The organism is Collinsella sp. LCP19S3_H3 (assembly GCF_052119145.1).
GTDB lineage: Bacteria > Actinomycetota > Coriobacteriia > Coriobacteriales > Coriobacteriaceae > Collinsella.
Genome location: NZ_JBQKFW010000020.1, coordinates 1 through 19,119, shown reverse-complemented (window position 1 = coordinate 19,119; position 19,119 = coordinate 1). Strand labels below are relative to the sequence as shown.

Sequence of the window (19,119 nt, the reverse complement as noted above, 5' to 3'; positions counted from 1 at the left end):
TCGCAAGTGTCCGGCGAGGGGGCGGCTTTGTAAAGCCGTTTGGCCCCACCCGCATAGCGGGTGGTTTCTGATGCGGCGCGCTGTGCGCCCCGCACAGGCTAAAGCCTTTAACAAAACCGCTGCTGCCAGACTGTCGCCTGGCAGCAGCCGCAACTGCTAGAGATTAACTAAACAGAAGTTTTTGCTGCAGTTATTGACGCAAGTGCGTGCTCCACAGAATGTCTTGCAGTAACCGTTGCACCCACCACCGGGGTCCACATAACTCGGTTTGACAATCCAGCTCATATCGTTCCTCCTTTCTATTATCGCTTTTACTTTATGTTATTGTTTATCGATAACTTATATTTGTCAAGATAATTTAAAGAGATGGGGCCCGTGCTAGACACGGGCCCCATCACACCAATATCTCGTTTTAGCTGCTCGCTATATGCTACTCATCGCTCAAATCGACAGCAAAGACTGATGTCGGAAGCGACGCCTCATTGCCTCCACCATTCCGCATCTGCCTCACGACATTTTTTGCGCGCTCGACAATAAGCTCCTCAAGTTCCTTCTCGCTCACGCGCCGAATAATATCTCCCGGTTGGCAATCAAGTTCATCGCAGATATCGAGAAGCGTCTTAAGACGAATAGCTTTAATTTTTCCGTTTCTTAGCTTTGAAATATTAGCCGGAGTATGCCCCGTGGCACGAATCAGATCAGCGCTGGTCTTTCCGGTCTTAAGCAGCTGCGTCTCAAGCTCGATAATGAGATAGCTCATGCTTCCTCCTACACAAGCTCGTCAGACTGCTCCTGGAGCAGCGAGGCATAGCTCCAGATCACCGAGACAAACAAACAGACAGCCGCGCCGATAAGCGACCCCGCGTCAAAGGCAACGCCCTGGCAAATCGCGATAACGAAGGAATGAGGCACGATAAAAAGCTCCAGCCCACCAATGGTGAGATTGACCGATCCATAGGCACCAACAAGCGAAACCGCGGCGTTAACAGCAAAGGCAAGCGCGAGAACACGGATAAGCCGCACATGCGTCTTGGTAAAGGGCGAGACGCCTCGCGAGATGTTACGGCTGATCCCGCACAGAACGACAAGCGAAATACCCATAACAAGCGCCATGCACAGTCCACTTGGGATAACGATGCACCCGCCATTGAGAAGTGTCACAACACCGAAAGAATCGACAGAAGCAACGTTTGCAACCGCATACCAGATCACGTAAACAACCAACGCGGCAAAAGCGACGAGCATTCCCGCAAAAACGACCGCCATGCAAAAACCAAGCTTCCTGATGTTTTCGCCCGCCTTGGCCATACGCTGAACGCTGTTGGACATATACTCACCCTCATCGAATCTATCGTTATCGGAATAGTTTATCGAACAACGATATGGATTGCATGCGGAAAGCCCAGCCAGTGCGCATAGGCCATTCACTAATCAGAAAGGGTGAGAGTGGATTTTTGGACACGTATCGAACGAGAGTGGATAATCTCCCACTTTGAGGCCGCCACCGGGCCTAAAACGGGAGATTATCCACTCTCATAGTCATCAAGGCCCGCAAGCTCTTATTCGGCCGCCTCGCGCAGGGCCGACATCGTTGCCGCATATTGCTGCTGCAACGCATGCATTCCCTCGCGAGCACCGTCAACGGCATCGGCGCCGCGCAGCGCCTCGGTCACCACGACCGCCGGCTCGTACAGATTATCGAATCCCAGGTTCTGGCTCACGCCCTTGAGCGTGTGCGCTGCCATAAACGCACCTTCGGCGTCTCCCGCCGCCATGGCGGCCTCCAGCTTGTCCATGCTCTCATCATCCAAAAACTTAAGGGCAAAGCGGGTAAGCATTTCCTCGCCCATCAGCCGAGCGCACGCGTCATCATAATTGGCGCCAATCTTCTCATACGCCTCACGCATGGAAATCATGGATTAAAACTCCTTTGGTCAAACTAAATCATGGGAAACGCGACGACATCGGCGGGTCGTGCCAACGTCTCGGCAATACGGTCTTGCACCTCGAGCAGGCAGTCGAGCAACAGCGGGTTAAAGGTGCCGCACTTACCGTCCAGAATCATCTGGATTGCCTCCTCGTGCGGGATAGCGTCCTTGTACACGCGCACGCTCGTCAGAGCATCGTACACGTCGGCCACCGAGACCACCTGCGCGGCAATAGGGATCTCGTCGCCCTTAAGGCCATCGGGATAACCCTTGCCGTCCCACCGCTCGTGATGCCAACGCGCAATCTGGTACGCATATTCCATAAGCGCATTGCCAACGTGATGGCGGCCCAGCTCAAGCAACATGTCGGCGCCGATCGTGGTATGCGTCTTCATAATCTCGAACTCCTCGGGTGTAAGGCGCCCAGGTTTGTTGAGAATCGCATCGTCAATCGACATCTTGCCGATATCGTGCAACGCCGAAGCCAGGGCGATCGTGGAACGTTCCTCATTGTCGAGGGAGATCGTGCCGCTACGCTGGACCAGACAGCCAAGCAGCAGCTCGGTCAGCTTCTCGATGTTCGTAACGTGCCTGCCACTCTCGCCGTTGCGAAGCTCCATGACGCCAGCCATGATGTCGATGAGCATGCGACTGTTCTTGACACGCTCGTTGTACTGCTGGGACAGCAGGCTCGTCAGGCGGCGCTGTTTGGCGTATAGGCGGATGGTGTTGCTTACACGGCGGCGCACGACACGGGAGTCAAACGGGCGGTTGATATAGTCCGAGGCGCCCAGCTCGTACGCGCGCAGAACCATATCATCGGAATCTTCGCTCGAAATCATGATGACAGGTAGATTGTCACTAACCGATCGGCGCGACAGATCGGCCAGCACCTCAAAGCCGCTTACGCCCGGCATGACAATATCCAGCAGCATGAGCGACAACTCATCGCCATAGCGGTCGACCATGTCGAGCGCCGCACGACCGTTATCAGTCTCAAGGATGCAATACTCGTCCTTAAGCATCTCGTTGAGAATGGCTCGGTTCATCTCGGAGTCATCGACAATAAGCACCAAAGGCTTTTCGCTTTGGAAGGCCTCGATGGAATCGGCATCGGTCACGACCGTACCGGCTTTTGCCTTAGCGCGGCTCAATAACTGGACGGCGCGGCCAACGCCCTCATCGACCGTCTCGCCATGAATGAGAACGCCACCAACACATGCCGTCAAGCTCGCGTACTCATGGCCCGGAATAATCGTGGCATGAACGGCATCGGATACCTGATGCAGGCGACGGGTGAAGTCATCGGAGGGAATATTGGGCATGACAACCACAAACTTGTCGCAGACATAGCGCACAAGCTCGTCAGTCGAACGGATTCCGCTGCGTATGGCTGTCGCCACAGCACCGAGCGCAAGGTCGCCGGCATGACGGCCACACGTATCATTGACGACCCTAAAATCATCAAGGTCGATCATCGCAACGCCGGCATTCATGCGGGCGCTACGGAGCTTTTCCTCGTAATATCGGCGATTGCGCACGCCCGTCAGCACGTCGGTGTAGACAAGGTCCTCTTCTGTGGCCTCTTGCTCATCAATCGGACGCACCATCAGCAAGACGTGAGGCTCACCCTCGACCTTTAGAGGGCGCAGACGGGCGCGGTACTCAACACCATCGTTGAGCAGTTGCTCCGACACCTCACCCGAATCTGCCAAGGCCTCAAGACTCGACTGACGCAGACAAGGGCAGCGATCGCCGGCGAGCAAGCAGTTAGGCCCGCTCTTAATCTGATCGGCCGACAGCAAACGCACCACGGGGTAGGTCTTCGCGACGCGGGCGACCTCAGCGGCAGCCTCCTCGTCGGTTAGATTTGCCTCGTGATTATTGAGCATATGGGGCCCTTTCTATCGTCACGCACGGCAACGGCGCATATCAAATGATACAAGGGTATCATCTAACAGCTGCAGGCAAATGCGCGATTATCGTTGCATTTTTATGACCTGGCAAACAGCGGTAATGGAGCCGCGGGCGCGCGGTTATGGGCGCATTCGTTAACAAAGACGAAACGCCAACAGTCCCCCTCCCCGCAGGTCATCGAGCGCGCTAACGCTCCAAGACATCGCGAACGGCGTTTGCCGCCGTAACGGGACGATCGCGCAGACCGTTATGCGCGCCCGGGATCGTCACGAGGGGGCAATCGAGATATTCGGCAGCCGCTCGCGTACCAGCCTCGCGGGGCGTACCGACCGAAAGCTCGCCGAGAAGCACAGCAGCAACGGACTTCGATGCGCGGACACTATCCCAATTGGGAACGTAAGTCATATTTGTTCCGTATTCATTGGCCATGAAGCAACGACCATTGCGCAGGGCATGTTTGGCTTCCGCTTCGGTCGTCCCAGGAGCCTCGGGGTCCAAGTCGCCGAGGGCTCCCAAGAAAAGCCGGAGCGCCCTTGAAACCTTTCCAGCCGCAATCATATCGAGCAAAACCGGAGCTGCGCCCATGCCGACGCCTTCGGCCGACACAGCCGGCTCATGCAGAATCGCACGGGCGACGAGATGGGGTTCGGTGCGAAGAAGCTCCAGCGCCACCAACGTACCGGCGCTATGCGCAAGCACATTTGTCGAAGCGCCAACGTGTTCGATCACGGCCTGCAGGTCGGCGGCCTGAGTGGAAAGATCATAGCTGCCGTCTGCCGCTTCGCTGCTGCCACCACAGCCGCGGCGGTCGTAGGCAATTACGCGGTAGTTGCGGCTGAGCTCACAAGCGATACCGTCGAAAAATGTGCCGTCGACACAAGCACCGTGCACGCACACCAAGGCAGGAGTATCAGGCGACACATCCGGGCCGGCATATTCGCGACAGGCAATCGTGGTGCCCGCATTCTCGACCGTAAAATCCATGTTGTGCCCCCATCATCAATGCCCATCCAGTTGCACGTCAGTACGGTTGGATGGACCCGCATTGCCTTATGCCTTGTTAACAGATTAACTGTACCCGAGCCGAGGCTTTTCATGGCACAGCATCATGAGCGACGTGAAAAAACGAAACTTGTAAAGCAAGAGCCCGCACCTTGTTTTGGAGCCGATGCTATGCTTAGGCACAATTGTCTAGAGGAGCATATGCCTATGTCTACGTTTTTGAATGCCAGCCCCATCTTTGGGCCCGTCTGCAGCCGACGCCTTGGACTCTCGCTCGGCGTCAACATGATGCCTGCCAGCGGCAAGATTTGCACCTTTGACTGCATTTACTGCGAAAACGGCCTCAACGCCGAGCGCCCCTGCCACGAGCCACACAACACGGCTGCCGTGGTGCTCGACGCACTCGAAGCCAAACTACGCGAGATGACAGTCGAGGGTGAGCTGCCCGATGTAATCACGTTTGCCGGCAACGGCGAGCCCACCGCCGCACCGGAGTTCCCGCAGGCCATCGCCGGCGCTGTCGCGCTTCGCGACCAGTTGGCCCCGAACACCAAGATTGCCGTGCTTTCCAACGGCACGCGCGCCGACCGTCCCCAGGTGCATGATGCGCTCATGATGGTCGACGACAACATCCTCAAGCTCGATACGGTCGATCCAGCATTTATCCAGCTGCTCGACCAGCCCGTTGGTCCCTACGACGTCGAGCACCAGATCGAGACGTTCGCGAGCTTTGAGGGCCACGTTATCATTCAGACGATCTTTTTGACCGGTGAGTATCAGGGCAAGCCCATCGACAACACCGGCGAGGAGTACGTTGCCCCCTGGCTCGCGGCGCTTGAGCGCATTCGTCCACAAGAAGCAACCATTTACACGGTGGCGCGCGAGACACCGATCGCTGGCCTTGCCAAAGCGGCGCCTGAGGTGCTCGACGCGATTGCCACACGCGTGCGCGCCCTCGGCATTCCCTGCCAGGTGAGTTACTAGCACCCGTCTGCCCAAGAGCAGCTAATTTGGGACGGGGCTTTTTTTGACTGCTTTTGGGAGCGATATGGGAGGCGCAAGGCCGCGCGGACAAAAGCAGTCAAAAAAGCCCCGTCCCAAATTAGCTGCTCTGCGGGTGGGCTATACTAGCTGCGAATGAAAGGAAGTTAGCCATGTTTGACAATGGACCCGTGCCTGGCCGCAACGACGCTTGCTGGTGCGGCAGCGGCAAAAAATACAAGAAATGTCACAGCTCCTTTGATGAGCGCCTCGAGCGCCTGTGGGAAGAGGGCTGGAACGTCCTGCCCCGCACGCTCTATAAGACGCCTGCCGATATCGAGGGCATCAAGCGCTCGGCCGCCATCAACGTGGGCGTGCTCGATTATGTGGGTGAGCATATCGCCGCGGGCATGACCACCAATCAGATCGACCAGATGATCTACGACTACACCGTCGAGCATGGTGGAACGCCGGCCGACCTCAACTACGAGGGCTACCCCAAGAGCGTGTGTACCTCGATCAATGACGTAGTCTGCCACGGCATTCCCTGCGATACGGACGTACTGCACGAGGGCGACATCATCAACGTGGACTGCTCAACGATCTTAGACGGCTATTTTAGCGACTCGAGCCGCATGTTCTGCATCGGCAAGGTCTCGGCCGAGCGCCAGCGCTTGGTCGACGTCACCCGCGCCAGCGTGGAGGCGGGTCTGGCAGCCGTCAAGCCATGGCTGCCGCTCTCCGTGATGGCCGAGGCCGTACAAAAGACGGTCGAGGACGCCGGCTTTAGCGTGGTGCGCGAGTATGGTGGCCACGGCATTGGCAAGGAGTTCCACGAGGACCCGTTTGTGGGCTTTACCACCGAGGCGCCCGACGTGGACACTATCATGGTTCCGGGCATGGTCTTTACTATCGAGCCCATGGTCAACGCCGGAGCACCCGACATTAAGATTAGCAAGGGCGATGGGTGGTGCGTGCGCACCAAGGACGGCAGCGACTCGGCCCAGTGCGAGGTACAGCTCGTGGTGACCGAGGACGGCTACGAGCTGCTGAGCTGGTAGCCGTAGATGCGCCAGATGCTGACGGGCACGCTCGTCTTACATCCGGCGTTTTATTTGAACGTTTTGCCTGATAAAACCTGCCAAAATAAACCTGTCCCTTTTTGGCAGGTTGAGCGGAGAGGAATGCTTGTGAACATCCTGGTTTTGCTGCCCGTCAACGACCGCCATCGTGCAATTCTTGAGTCGAGCGCTCCGGGCGAGGATTTTATCTACACGAGCGCCGGCGACATCACGCGCGAACAGGTCGCCGATGCCGACGTGATCCTGGGCAACATCGACCCTGACATGCTCACGGCATGCGACCATCTCCAGCTGTTGCAATTGCAGACCGCCGGCTATGACGACTACCTTGCCGCCGGCACCGTGCCGGCTGAAGCCAAGCTGTCTTGCTCGATCGGCGCCTACGGTCAGGCCGTGAGCGAGCACATGTTTGCCATGGTCCTTTCCATGATGAAGCGCCTGCCCGGCTATCACGACTTGCAGCGCGAGCATCGCTGGGAGGATTTGGGGCCGGTCACCTCGCTCAAAAACGCCAACGTGCTGGTGCTGGGCGCAGGCGATATCGGTGGCCACTTTGCCACGCTCTGCCGCAGCATGGGTGCGCACGTCCGCGGCATCAAGCGCCATCCGCTCGTCTACCCCATTGTGTTTGAGGACATGGACGGCATGGATGCCCTGTCTGAGCGCCTGGCAGAGGCCGACATCGTCGCATCCTTTATGCCCAGCACGCCCGAGACCCGCGGCCTGGCGAACGCCGAGTTCTTCGCCGCGATGAAACCGGGCGCGTTCTTTGCCAACGGCGGCCGCGGCGATCTTGTTGTTGCCGACGACCTGGTTGCCGCTCTGGAATCGGGGCATCTCGCCGGCGCCGCGGTCGACGTCACCGATCCCGAGCCGCTGCCCGCCACAAGCCCGCTGTGGGATGCACCCAACATGCTCATCACGCCGCATGTCTCGGGCTGGTTCCACCTGGCCGCCACGCTCAATAACGTGGTCGACATCGCCGCGGAGAATCTGCGTCACCTGCAGGCCGGCGAAACTTTACGTTGTTGGATTGAGCATTAGATTGTTCCGGCGTTTTACCAAACGCCGGAACCCCTCGACGCTGCGAGCCCGCCGTTTGGCCAATCTGCCGTTCAATTTCAAAGGCGCGACCAGAAGGTCAGCGCCTTTTCATTTCACGGCACCTTGGCTCAAACGGCGGGCTCTCGCTGACTTTTGCTCTACCTGCGGCGGTTCCGCTGGCGTCGGCTTCATCTGCAAGCCTTAGCAGCTCCGTCTTACCGTTGACATTGCGGCATTTGCCCAGATAAAACCTGCCAAAATAAACCCGTCCTTTTTTGGCAGGTTTTAGAGCTCCACACTTTCGGCACCGTTGATGTTTAGGTCGCGCTCGTAGAAAGCCGTGAGGGCACGAATCGCGTACATCACGTCGCGCACACCACCGGTCTCGTAGCTCGAGTGCATGGCCAGCTGCGGCAGGCCCACGTCCACGGCGTGCATACTCGCCTGCATATTGGACAGATTGCCGAGCGTGGAGCCACCCGCCATATCGCTCTTGTTGGCAAAGGCTTGCGTGGGCACGTCTGCGTCATCGCAGATGGCCTGGAACACTGCGCGGCTAAAGGCATCGGTGCAGTAGTGCTGGTTGGCGGCTTCCTTGATGACGATACCGCCGTTGAGCACGACCTGGTTGTAGGCATCGCACTTCTCGGCGTGGTTGGGATGCACGGCGTGCGCGTTGTCGCAGCTCACGAGCATCGAGGCGGCAAGCGCGCGGTGATACGATTCGTCATCAAAGCCCAGCGACCCGTTAATGCGACGCAACGCATCGGCCAAGAACGTCGACATGGCGCCCTGCTTGGTCTCGGAGCCAACCTCCTCGTTGTCGAAGCAGCAAAAGACCGAGATGTCATGCGCATTCTCGGCACTCAAAAATGCCTGCAGCGAGGTGTAGGCACAGGCTAGGTCGTCGAGCTTGGGCGTCGAGATAAACTCGTCGGCCCAGCCCCAAATGCGCGCGTCCTGACGATTGACCAGAAACAGATCGCGGCCCAAAATCTGCTCGGGCTCGACGTCCAGTTCGTCGGCGATCAGAGCATCAAAGTCGCCCTGCTTAAGCTCGCCGGCGCTGATGAGCGGGCACAGGTCGACAGCGCGGTTGGGTGCAAAGCCCTCATTGACGCCACGGTTCATATGGATAGCAAGGCTCGGAATGATAGCGACCTCGCGCTCGGTGGCAAGCAGGCGGCTCTCAATACGGTCGCCCTCGCGCACCAGCACGCGTCCAGCCAGCGCCAACGGGCGATCGAACCAGGTGTAGTCGATCATGCCGCCATAGGCCTCGGTGTTCAGGCGCAGCGTCTCGCCCGCGCCGTCAAGCTCGGGCACGGCCTTGACCTTAAACGTCGGAGAATCGCTGTGCGACGCCGTGAGCTGAAAATGATAGTCGCCGGCAACGCCGTCCTCGCCCCACGTCGCGGCCAGGTCCTCGCCCACCTTAAAGGCGATAACGCTCGAGGTGTTGCGCTGCGTGTAATAACGCCCGCCCGGCTCGATGTCCCACGCCGCATTCTCGGGCAGGTAGGTAAAGCCCGCCTCGTCGAGCTCGGCCATAATGGTCGCCGCCGTATGGAACATGCTGGGGCACGCCTCGATAAAGTCGATAAGGTCGTTGGCGGCCTCGATATCGTCGGCCGTCACATGCGCGCGTTCGGGCGTTTCCTGATCCGTCATGCTCTCCCCTTTCGCTGGGTTGATGGTCCCCTCCAGCATACCCCGCCACGCCAGCGCCGCACTCTTCATTCCATGTTTAATCCCGTGCCGCTCACCAGGTTGAGCCATCATGCCCGCGCTCCTTTTGCGATAATTACGCCAACAGGACGAGAGGAGCCGTCATGAAGCCACGTAACATTGCCATCGCCTGCGGTGTCGCGGGAGTCGCCGTCGGCCTTGCCGCTGCCACCGGTATCGTTTACCGCAAGCAAATCAAGTCCGCCGCGTCGCTCAAACGCTTGACCGGCTACGCGGATGGCTATGACCTGTACGCAATCGACATCGCCTACGACTACGATCTTGATCGCATCATCGCCGCTGGCGTGCGCGACGACCAGGCCTACATCGATGCCGTGGTGGCGCAGGTGCTGCCCGGTGTGCCGGCACATGTCCAGGCTCCCCAGTTTGCCTGCAGCGCTTTTGTCGCCGTAGATGCCGAAGGCCGCGTGCGCACCGGTCGCAATTACGACTTTAAGGACGACACCTCGGCGCTGCTGGTGCGCAATCACCCACGCGGCGGCTATGCCTCCATCGGGTTTGCCGCCCTTAACAACCTGGGCGATAACACTCCGCTTGACTCCGTCGCCGGACGCGCCGCCGCACTCATGGGTCCGTTTGCCCAGCTCGACGGTGTTAACGAATGCGGCGTGTCCGTTGCCGTGCTCACCCTGGATTCCAAGCCCTGTGACCAGGACACGCAACGCCCTGTCATCAATACCTCGCTCGCCATCCGTCTGGTACTCGACCGTGCCGCCACCACACAAGAAGCTGTCGACCTGCTTTCCGCCTACGATATGCACGCCATGGCAGGACGCGATTATCACTTCTTTATCAACGACGCCACCGGTGACGCGCGCGTAGTAGAGTGGGATCCGCACGATCCGGACCGCGCTTTCAAAGCGACTCCTGTACGCCAGGTTACGAACTTCTACCCCTGCTATGGCGACGAAGTGCTGCCCAACCAAAAGAACGGCGAACTGGGCCATGGTAAAGAGCGCGCCATCGCAATCGCCGATGTCCTTGACGCCCATGTCGGTGCCCAGGACGAAACGATTGCCTGGGAAGCCCTGCGCGCCGCAGCGCAAGAGCCCAATCCGGAAGACATCACCAGCAATACGCAATGGTCGGTCGTCTTTGACAATACCGAACCCGCCGCCGCTATTGCGCTGCGCCGCCACTGGGGCGACGTCGACGTCTTCGCACTGTAAGGAGCTAGGCCCGTCGACCTTACGCTCGCCTGACGTTGTTTACATTTCTATACGCTTGAGCTAACACGTTTTACCCCCGTATCAACAGTGTGCGGGGGTAAACTTATGCGCATGTTATAACTTGCCCGGAAGGATTCATCATGCTTAGGATCGGTCTTCTTACCAGCGGCGGCGACTGTCAGGCGCTCAACGCCACCATGCGCGGCATCGTCAAAACGCTTATGACCAATAGCGAAGAACCTATCGAGATCTATGGTTTTGAGGACGGCTACCAGGGCCTTATCTACAGCAGGTTCCGCGTCATGACGCCCGCCGATTTTAGCGGCATCCTTACCCGCGGCGGCACCATTTTGGGCACGAGCCGCACGCCGTTCAAGCGCCTGGACATTCCCGAGGCCGACGGTGTCGAGAAGGTGCCTGCGATGGTCCACACCTATCACAAGCTGCAACTCGACTGCCTGTTTATGCTGGGCGGCAACGGCTCCACCAAGACTGCCAACCGCCTGCGCGAAGAGGGCCTCAACGTTATCGCTCTGCCCAAGACCATCGATAATGACACCTGGGGCACCGAAATGACGTTTGGCTTTACGAGCGCCATCGACGTCGCCACCAAGTGCATCGACGACATCCACACCACCGCCTCGAGTCACGGCCGCGTGTTCGTTATCGAGATCATGGGCCACAAGGTTGGCTGGATCCCGCTGTACGCCGGCGTCGCGGGCGGCGCGGACGTCATCCTGATTCCCGAGATTCCCTACGACATGGGTAACGTCATCAAGACCATCGAGCATCGCATGGAGACCGGCAGCCGCTTTACGATCGTGGCCGTCGCCGAGGGCGCTATCTCCAAGGAGGACGCGGCGCTGCCCAAGAAGGAGTACAAGAAGAAGCTCGCCGAGCGCACGAGTCCGTCGATTGTCTACGACATTGCCAAGGAAATCGAGGCCAAGACCGGTCGCGAGACCCGCGTCGCCATCCCCGGCCACACGCAGCGCGGCGGTCAGCCCGACGCCCAGGACCGCATCTTTGCGACCCAGTGCGGCGTTGAGGCGGCACTGGGCTGCCTACGCGGCGAGTTTGGCTACATGATTGCCCTGCGTGACGGCAAGATGTGCCACATGCCGCTCGAGGAGGTCGCCGGCAAGCTCAAGTTTGTCGATCCCCAGAGCGACCTGGTACGCGAGGCCAAGGCGCTGGGCATCAGCTTCGGCGACGAATAGCCTCGGCCGAAATCCATCCCATCGGGCCCTCCGACCCCGCCCGACGTATTTCGATTTGGCTCCTCCCTTGACTCCGTCAAAGGTCGCCAATCGAAATCGTCGGTCGGGGTCGGAGGGCCCTGCGTTTACATGCTCGCCGAGGCTATTCGACTTCTTGCTGCGGGTGCCTAGGGCAGGAGGCGCCGTGCATTTTTGGGAGTTTTCAGCAGCCGAGGGTGCCTGCATACTGAATTTTGGGCGAAAGGCAGGCGCCATGGGCCGCATCTTGTAAAAACGAGCGGCTCTTGAGGCGTTGGGAGCTCAGAATCAGGGCTTTCAGCGCAGTTTTGTGCGCCCGCTCCCATACTCGTGGACTCCGGAATGCTGAATTCTCCGGAATTTGCACGCCGCCCCTGGGGGTACCTGCGGGTAAAAAGCAACCGCCCCGCCAAAATATGCATTCTGCAGGGCGGTTTATGCAATAAAGCGACTGCGGCACGTCACAGCTCGCTACAACTTGAATCCAAGAACAGGTTACTCGGCGCTCTTGAGGGCACCGACCATGTCAATCTTGTTGAGGGTTCGGTTGGTGGCGATGTTGACGATAAACGTAAAGCCAAACGAAAGCACCACAGCGAGCACGAAACTCAGCGGCTCGACCTCAACATCAAAGTACAGCGACGGCATCTGAAGAACGTACGTAAAGCTCTCGGCAAGCAGGCCACCCAGCGGCACGCCCAGTGCGGTGCCAATCGCCGTAAGGATCAACGTCTCCTTATTGACGTAGTGGTGCACCTCGCCACGGCGGAAGCCCAGCACCTTGATGGTCGCCAGCTCGCGTTCGCGCTCCGAAATATTCGTATTAGACAGCGTAAACACCACCACAAACGACAGGCACGCCGCCATAAAGGTCACAAGCACTACGACCGAATTGATAATCGTAAAGTTCGACTCATAGTTCTCCCAATGCTCGGCCGTACTCGAAATCGTAAGCCAACCGTCGCTCTTAAGCTTCTTGCTAAACGCAATCTGGTCGGCCGACGAGCCCTTAAGCAGCACAAAGATGCCGTTAAGACGCGCGCTTCGACCGAACGCGCGCTCATAGGTGCCCTGCGTCATATAAAGCGTGTTGCCCAAATAATTGAGCGAGATATCGCTAACCTTGACCTTGGTAACATTGAGCGACGAATCCTGGACCTGCGCCGTATCGCCCGGCTGAATCCCCAGCACCAGCTGTGAACTCTTGCTTAAATACACGTCCCCGTCACGCAGGGCGAGCGGTTCTTTGGACTCATCCTCCAGGCGCACGTAATCGCCCAAGTCACCCGTGCGGTCGTCGGGAATCACGATGAGCTGTACGGTCTCGCTCTTACCGCCAAACGTAAAGGTGACGTTGTCGGTCATAATCGGCAGGGTCGAGGTCACGCGTACGCCGGAGTCGCTGGCCGCGCTACGCTCTTCCAGCGCCGCACACGTCTGAGCATAGTCATCGGGATTGGCGACCGCCAGCAAGTCATAGCGCGTGATGTGCCCGTACTGTTTGGGCGAAAGCGCCACCGACGTATCGCGGATGCCCATACCGCAGATCACGAGCGCCGTGCAGCCGGCGATACCGAAGATGGTCATAAAGGCACGTTTTTTGTAGCGGAACAGGTTACGCGCTGTCACCTTGTTCAAAAAGCCCATGCGGCGCCAAATAAAGCCGATGCGCTCAAGCAAGATGCGCGAGCCGGCTCGCGGGGCCTTGGGACGCATAAGCGAGGCTGGGGTCTCGGCCATCTCGTGGCGGCAGGCGATAATCGTGGCACCCACCACGCCCACGGCAAACAGCGCCACCGAGACGATCGAGGACACGATGTCGTACGAAAGCAGCATCTGGGGCAGTGAGTACATGTCATCGAACACCGTAAACAGAAACAGCGGCAACCCCACAAATCCGATGATGTTGCCGAGTACGCCGCCGAACAGACATGCCCACAGCGAGTAGTCCACGTATTTGGACAGGATTCGCCCGCGTGAATAGCCGAGCGCCTTGTATAAGCCAATGAGCGTGCGCTCCTCCTCGACCATACGAGTAGCGGTGGTAAGGCTGATGAGCACGGCTACGACGAAGAAAATAAATGGGAAAACCGTGGCGATGGCCTCAATCGAAGAGCTGTCGCTCTCGACGCTTGAGTAGCTTGCGATGTTACCGCGATCCTGGATGTACCAAGTGCATTCGCCCAGATCGGAAAGCTCGGCGCGTGCATCGGCAAACTGCTGGTCGGTGGCGGCGCGGCGCTGGTCCAAATCGGCCTGAGCCCGAGCGCGCTCCTCACTGCCCTGGGGCATGCGGTTGATGTTGTCCTGCTCAATCCCAAAGAGCATATTCGCCTGGCGCTCGGAGGCATCCAAGCTTGCCGGCACGTCGACCGTCAGCTCTTGGGCGCGCACCTTCTCACGCTCGTCGCGAATCTTCTCGATATTACCCTTGACCTCGTTGATCTTTGTCGTGTAGGCATCTGAATAGGAGTTGAGGCTCTTGGCTCCCTCGACGATCACGTGGACCGCGGAGTAGGAAGAAGATGTCGCGGCATCCTCGCTCACATAGAACTTATAGTCCGCAGCCGAAGCAGCGCGAAAGGCGTTGACTGTCGAGTCGGAGCTCACATCAGTAGGATCGAGGACCTCGGCCGTAATGGTGTAATCACCCGCGGCAAACTGGTCCTTGGCGCTTTGGTTCGACGAGCTCGCGTCATTGGCGGCAAAACTCACCGTGTCGCCGAGCTTTTTGCCCGAAGCCTTCAGGAACTTCGAAGTCACCGCGACCTCGCCGGCGCTCTCGGGCAAATCGCCGCTCACCAGCACCGGTTGATCGATATTCTTCCCAGAAAGGCTCTGCACGACTACACGCTCGCGCGTGGTACCCACGGCGGTGTAGGCGGTCTCGGTGTAGATGCCCTCGGCCGTCTCGACGCCGTCGACCTCTTGAATGGCCGCAAGATCGTCGCGCGTAAGGCCATAGGTCGACTGCACGTTAATGTCATAGACATTCTGCTGGTCAAAATAGACGTCGACCGAATCGCGCAGATCCTCGCAGCCCGCCTTAAGACCGCACATCACGCTCACGCCGAGCGCGGTAATGACCACGATAGATAGGAAGCGCTTAAGACTGCCTCGGATTGTGCGGGAGATGCCACGGCGAAAAACCGTCGGCGCCATATCATTTGAGCTTTGAGCGGTACGGTAGGTCGCGAACTCCCGATCGTGACCCACGTGCTCCGTATCGTGGTTTTGGCTGTTTTGGCGATCTTGGTCCATGGGCGCTACCACTCGATCGTCTCGATAGGCACGGGATTTTGCTGGACCGTCTCGCTCTCCACACGACCGCTCTTAAAGCAGATCAGGCGATCGGCCATGGGCGCAAGCGCGGAGTTATGGGTGATGATAATGACCGTAATGCCCTGCTTGCGGCAGGTATCCTGCAGCAGCTGCAAAATCTGCTTGCCGGTTTTGTAGTCGAGCGCACCCGTGGGCTCGTCGCACAGGAGCAGCTTGGGGTTCTTGGCCAGTGCGCGGGCGATGGACACGCGCTGCTGCTCGCCGCCCGAAAGCTGCGCGGGAAAGTTGGCGAGGCGCTCGCCCAGGCCAACCTGGCGAAGTGTCTGTTCGGCATCGAACGAATCGGGGCAGATTTGCGCCGCAAGCTCGACGTTTTCGAGCGCCGTCAGGTTGGGAACCAGGTTATAGAACTGGAAGACAAAGCCGACGTCGGCGCGGCGGTATTCCACGAGCTGCGCCTCATTGGCGGAACTCACGTCGCGCCCATCCACCGTTACGGTGCCGGAAGTCGCCGTATCCATGCCGCCCAGAATATTGAGCGCCGTGGTCTTGCCGGCACCCGAAGCACCCAGGATAATGGCGAGCTCACCGCGCTCGACCGTAAAACTCGCGCCATCGAGCGCGTGAATGCGGGCGTCACCCTCGCCGTATGCTTTGACGACGTCTTTGAATTCGATATAAGCCATCGATTAATTCCCATCTGGTCGGATAACTCTTTAGTATTACCCATTTCGCACCGACCAAAAAGGGACAGGTTTATTTTGGCAGGTTTTATATGGGGAAACGAGGGGTGCGGGCAGGCACCAGGACTGTCCACGGCAACCATTTGACCCAAACCGTATCCACCGCTATGATGCCGCTACGGAATGAATGTCTCCGTTGGGTGCGCCAGCCAAGCTGCCGCGTTACCCTAAACCGCCTTGTTGCTGATGACTTCTGCTGTTACGTGATGCCCTTAGGCATCACGCCGCGGCAGGAGTCTTTTTTGTTTTGGAGGGGAAGTGTCGGAAAGCGGCGCATCGAGCAGAATCAAACGTCTGCTCAACACCTATAGCGGTCTTGTGCTTATGGGTGCCGTCGGAATCCCCGTCGGTATCATCGTTGGCGCCATCTGCGCGCTCTTTGGACGCGTGCTTTTGGCGATCGGCGCCTTCCGCGACGAACACATCACCCTGCTCATCCCCTTCCTCGCCCTTATGGGCCTTGCCATCGTGTTTGCCTACCGCGCTTGGGGCAAGGGCACCGACCGCGGCATGAGCCTGGTATTCGACGTAGGCCACGGGCGTGAGGACGCCATCTCGCCGCGCTTGGTGCCGCTCATTATGCTGAGCACATGGGGGACGCACCTCTTTGGCGGCAGTGCGGGACGCGAGGGCGTAGCCGTGCAGATCGGTGCAACCGTCTCACATTGGATCGGCCGACGGCTACCTTTCCGAGACCCTGGCAACACGTTTTTGCTTATCGGCATGGCCGCCGGCTTTGCCGGGCTCTTTCGAACGCCCCTTGCTGCCACGGTCTTTGCTATCGAAGTACTGGTCGCAGGACGCATGGAATACCGCGCGCTGTTTCCCGCGCTTACAGCCTCGCTCGCCGCAAGTATGACCTCCGGTGCCCTGGGACTCGAGAAGTTCGAGGTCGCCGTTACCGCCTCATGCGCGCTTGATCTCCCCGGTCTTGGACGGCTTGCGGTACTAGGCATCGCGTTTGGCATGGTAGGCGGTGCCTTTGCCTGGTGCCTTGCCCATGTCAAGACCCTTGCGGCGCGGCTACTCCCCAACCCCTATGCGCGCATCGCCGCTATCGGCATCGCGCTATCGGCGATTCTGTTCGCACTGTGGCAGGGTCGATACTGCGGCCTTGGCACCAACCTGATATCGGCGGCGCTCAACGGTAACGGTAAGGTCGCCATCATGCCTTGGGACTGGGCGCTCAAATTCGTACTCACCATCGCCACACTTGCCGCAGGATATCAGGGTGGTGAGGTGACGCCGCTGTTTTCCATCGGAGCCAGCCTGGGCGTCGTACTCGCCGGGATTCTCGGCATGCCCGCCGAGTTCTGCGCCGCGCTGGGCTACGCAGCCGTCTTTGGCAGCGCCACCAATACGCTGCTCGCACCCATCCTTATTGGCTGCGAAGTCTTCGGCTTTGGTAATCTGCCGATGTTCTTTATTGTCTGCGCCGTGGCTTACCTGTTCAACATGGATAAGTCGATCTACGCCCTGCAAGAGCGAGCGTAGAAAGATGTCCAAGCAGGTGGTCTCAACCGGAAACGGCGTCCCACTCTGAGGCTGTATTCCGAGACACGGTTTCCGCTTGGGACGCCATTCGGAAAGCGCATCCCGCTTTAAAACGGAATTCCGGGACGTGGTTTCCGTCTGAGTCTCCATTCGGAAAGCGTGTCCCGTTCTTTCACGGCATCTTGGCTATGCAAAGTGTTCGAGCGCTAGTCCTCGTACGCGCCCTCAAGCCGCAGCAGCCACTCCTTGCGGTTGAGGCCGCCGGCATATCCGTTGAGCGAGCCGTCGGCCGCCACCACGCGATGGCACGGCACGATAATCGAAATAGGGTTGCGAGAGACCGCAGCCCCCACCGCACGAGGAGACACAACGGAGTCCTCGTTCCCCGGCACCCGATGGCGGGCGGCGATACGAGCCGCAATCTCGCCATACGTGGCGACCTCGCCACGCGGAATAGAAAGCAGCTCAAACCAAACTTCACGCTGAAACGCCGTACCGATCATATGCAACGGCGGCGTATACCGAGGCTCCTGCCCTGCAAAATAAGCATTCAGCCAAGCCCACGAACGCTCAAGCACCGAAGAAGCCGCACCATGAGCCGGACTCGCCGACGACATGCCACCAGCACCGGAAACCGCATCGGCCCCTTCAACATGTTCGGAGTCTTCCCGGAGAAGCGTGGAGCCAAAGTGCTCCTGCCCCTCAAACCAAAGCCCCGTCAGACCGCGGCCATCAGCGGCAAGCAGGATTTCGCCCAAAGGCGAAGCAAACGTCGTCGTGACCACCAGCGGCTCCTTTCAAAACTCCGCACCATAATACCGCGAATTGTGCAGACGACTCCGCAGATACGCCCGGGCAGGCTCGTAATTGTTTAAGCGAGGCCGCTTTCCCCAATCAAGAGAAGAAGACGCGGGGCTTCGACGCCAGGGCGGTACCCATGCCAGCTGAGCTCTAATACTTTTCCCGAGAAGTGAACGAGTAAAAACGAGGCCCCGGAGCATCCACACTTTTTGATTACAAAACCGCAGGATTCGCGCAGCAAAGCCGCAGGAAATAGCAGTCAAAATATGTCAATGCTTCGGGGGTCCAAAATAGGTCGTTCACTTCTCGGGAAAAGTATTCAACTTCAATTCACCCCAACCCCAAAGTCACCTCAGGCAGCAGGCGCGAAGCGCCGCAGCTGCCGTCACGACCCCGCAGTCCCCAAAGGAGGCAGGCGCAAAGCGCCGAGGCCGCCGCCGGGACCAGGGCCCGCAACGGCCACGTGCCCTCACATCAGCCCAGCGGCCCCAACCAACAACGGCCCCATCGCAGGCCGCTCGCAGCCGAGTCACCGCAGGCGGGGGCCGGGCTTAGCTTTCAGAACACTCCGCAGACCAGTGGGGGGGGGGGGGGGGGGGGGGGGGGGGGGGGGGGGGGGGGGGGGGGGGGGGGGGGGGGGGGGGGGGGGGGGGGGGGGGGGGGGGGGGGGGGGGGGGGGGGGGGGGGGG

15 protein-coding genes are annotated in these 19,119 nt (G+C 59.1%); 6 read left to right on the top strand and 9 right to left on the bottom strand.

The genetic code is table 11. From position 1 onward, the window contains the following. Positions 1–430 precede the first annotated feature (430 nt). The 5 genes from ACTQZF_RS08790 to ACTQZF_RS08770 form a co-directional block, all read right to left on the bottom strand. Positions 431–760 (bottom strand): helix-turn-helix domain-containing protein, encoded by a 330-nt coding sequence (locus tag ACTQZF_RS08790; protein WP_117798466.1) that lies wholly within the window; start codon positions 758–760, stop codon positions 431–433. Positions 761–768: 8 nt separating this feature from the next. Then, entirely contained in the window at positions 769–1,329 is a 561-nt protein-coding gene (locus ACTQZF_RS08785; RefSeq protein ID WP_441555075.1) for a hypothetical protein, read from the bottom strand. Positions 1,330–1,559: 230 nt separating this feature from the next. Then, positions 1,560–1,916 carry an Hpt domain-containing protein gene (locus tag ACTQZF_RS08780; protein ID WP_441555074.1) on the bottom strand — a complete coding sequence of 119 codons (357 nt, stop codon included), beginning with the start codon at positions 1,914–1,916 and terminating at the stop codon, positions 1,560–1,562. A gap of 23 nt (positions 1,917–1,939) precedes the next feature. After that, positions 1,940–3,820, bottom strand: coding sequence for an HD domain-containing phosphohydrolase (locus tag ACTQZF_RS08775; protein WP_441555073.1), 1,881 nt, complete (start codon positions 3,818–3,820; stop codon positions 1,940–1,942). 211 nt (positions 3,821–4,031) lie between these two features. Then, positions 4,032–4,829, bottom strand: a complete 798-nt coding sequence (locus ACTQZF_RS08770; RefSeq protein WP_154514885.1) for an alpha/beta fold hydrolase — start codon at positions 4,827–4,829, stop codon at positions 4,032–4,034. Positions 4,830–5,054: 225 nt separating this feature from the next. Between ACTQZF_RS08770 and ACTQZF_RS08765 the strand changes: the two genes are divergently transcribed. The 3 genes from ACTQZF_RS08765 (at position 5,055) to ACTQZF_RS08755 (ending at position 7,954) form a co-directional block, all read left to right on the top strand. Then, positions 5,055–5,831, top strand: a complete 777-nt coding sequence (locus tag ACTQZF_RS08765; RefSeq protein WP_441555072.1) for a radical SAM protein — start codon at positions 5,055–5,057, stop codon at positions 5,829–5,831. Between the two features lie 170 nt (positions 5,832–6,001). Continuing rightward, entirely contained in the window at positions 6,002–6,889 is an 888-nt protein-coding gene (gene map / locus ACTQZF_RS08760; RefSeq protein WP_441555071.1) for a type I methionyl aminopeptidase, read from the top strand. A 123-nt stretch (positions 6,890–7,012) separates the two neighbouring features. Next, positions 7,013–7,954 carry a D-2-hydroxyacid dehydrogenase gene (locus ACTQZF_RS08755; protein ID WP_441054927.1) on the top strand — a complete coding sequence of 314 codons (942 nt, stop codon included), beginning with the start codon at positions 7,013–7,015 and terminating at the stop codon, positions 7,952–7,954. Between the two features lie 285 nt (positions 7,955–8,239). On the opposite strand, the gene ACTQZF_RS08750 is transcribed toward ACTQZF_RS08755, so the two are convergent. Continuing rightward, positions 8,240–9,625, bottom strand: coding sequence for a M18 family aminopeptidase (locus ACTQZF_RS08750; RefSeq protein WP_441555070.1), 1,386 nt, complete (start codon positions 9,623–9,625; stop codon positions 8,240–8,242). Positions 9,626–9,786: 161 nt separating this feature from the next. Here ACTQZF_RS08750 and ACTQZF_RS08745 point away from each other — a divergent pair, with 161 nt between their 5' ends. Beyond that, complete coding sequence (locus tag ACTQZF_RS08745) at positions 9,787–10,872, top strand: carcinine hydrolase/isopenicillin-N N-acyltransferase family protein (protein ID WP_441054930.1); 1,086 nt, start codon at positions 9,787–9,789, stop codon at positions 10,870–10,872. Between the two features lie 140 nt (positions 10,873–11,012). Beyond that, the gene (locus ACTQZF_RS08740; RefSeq protein ID WP_154514896.1) at positions 11,013–12,092 is read left to right on the top strand and encodes a 6-phosphofructokinase; all 1,080 of its coding nucleotides are present in this window, start codon (positions 11,013–11,015) and stop codon (positions 12,090–12,092) included. A 513-nt stretch (positions 12,093–12,605) separates the two neighbouring features. Here ACTQZF_RS08740 and ACTQZF_RS08735 read toward each other — a convergent pair. Both ACTQZF_RS08735 and ACTQZF_RS08730 read right to left on the bottom strand, forming a co-directional pair. After that, complete coding sequence (locus tag ACTQZF_RS08735) at positions 12,606–15,371, bottom strand: FtsX-like permease family protein (protein ID WP_441555069.1); 2,766 nt, start codon at positions 15,369–15,371, stop codon at positions 12,606–12,608. A gap of 5 nt (positions 15,372–15,376) precedes the next feature. Continuing rightward, complete coding sequence (locus tag ACTQZF_RS08730; RefSeq protein WP_427718202.1) at positions 15,377–16,078, bottom strand: ABC transporter ATP-binding protein; 702 nt, start codon at positions 16,076–16,078, stop codon at positions 15,377–15,379. A gap of 315 nt (positions 16,079–16,393) precedes the next feature. On the opposite strand from ACTQZF_RS08730, the gene ACTQZF_RS08725 reads away from it, so the two are divergent. Beyond that, the gene (locus ACTQZF_RS08725; RefSeq protein WP_441555068.1) at positions 16,394–17,629 is read left to right on the top strand and encodes a chloride channel protein; all 1,236 of its coding nucleotides are present in this window, start codon (positions 16,394–16,396) and stop codon (positions 17,627–17,629) included. 206 nt (positions 17,630–17,835) lie between these two features. On the opposite strand, the gene ACTQZF_RS08720 is transcribed toward ACTQZF_RS08725, so the two are convergent. Further along, entirely contained in the window at positions 17,836–18,414 is a 579-nt protein-coding gene (locus tag ACTQZF_RS08720) for a methylated-DNA--[protein]-cysteine S-methyltransferase (protein WP_441555067.1), read from the bottom strand. Positions 18,415–19,119 lie beyond the last annotated feature (705 nt).

Coding starts and splice junctions, on each gene's coding strand:
- ACTQZF_RS08735 (WP_441555069.1), bottom strand. CDS start 15,371: ATGGACCAAGATCGCCAAAACAGCCAAAACCACGATACGGAGCACGTG.
- ACTQZF_RS08790 (WP_117798466.1), bottom strand. CDS start 760: ATGAGCTATCTCATTATCGAGCTTGAGACGCAGCTGCTTAAGACCGGA.
- map (WP_441555071.1), top strand. CDS start 6,002: ATGTTTGACAATGGACCCGTGCCTGGCCGCAACGACGCTTGCTGGTGC.
- ACTQZF_RS08745 (WP_441054930.1), top strand. CDS start 9,787: ATGAAGCCACGTAACATTGCCATCGCCTGCGGTGTCGCGGGAGTCGCC.
- ACTQZF_RS08785 (WP_441555075.1), bottom strand. CDS start 1,329: ATGTCCAACAGCGTTCAGCGTATGGCCAAGGCGGGCGAAAACATCAGG.
- ACTQZF_RS08755 (WP_441054927.1), top strand. CDS start 7,013: ATGCTTGTGAACATCCTGGTTTTGCTGCCCGTCAACGACCGCCATCGT.
- ACTQZF_RS08730 (WP_427718202.1), bottom strand. CDS start 16,078: ATGGCTTATATCGAATTCAAAGACGTCGTCAAAGCATACGGCGAGGGT.
- ACTQZF_RS08740 (WP_154514896.1), top strand. CDS start 11,013: ATGCTTAGGATCGGTCTTCTTACCAGCGGCGGCGACTGTCAGGCGCTC.
- ACTQZF_RS08775 (WP_441555073.1), bottom strand. CDS start 3,820: ATGCTCAATAATCACGAGGCAAATCTAACCGACGAGGAGGCTGCCGCT.
- ACTQZF_RS08780 (WP_441555074.1), bottom strand. CDS start 1,916: ATGATTTCCATGCGTGAGGCGTATGAGAAGATTGGCGCCAATTATGAT.
- ACTQZF_RS08770 (WP_154514885.1), bottom strand. CDS start 4,829: ATGGATTTTACGGTCGAGAATGCGGGCACCACGATTGCCTGTCGCGAA.
- ACTQZF_RS08765 (WP_441555072.1), top strand. CDS start 5,055: ATGTCTACGTTTTTGAATGCCAGCCCCATCTTTGGGCCCGTCTGCAGC.
- ACTQZF_RS08750 (WP_441555070.1), bottom strand. CDS start 9,625: ATGACGGATCAGGAAACGCCCGAACGCGCGCATGTGACGGCCGACGAT.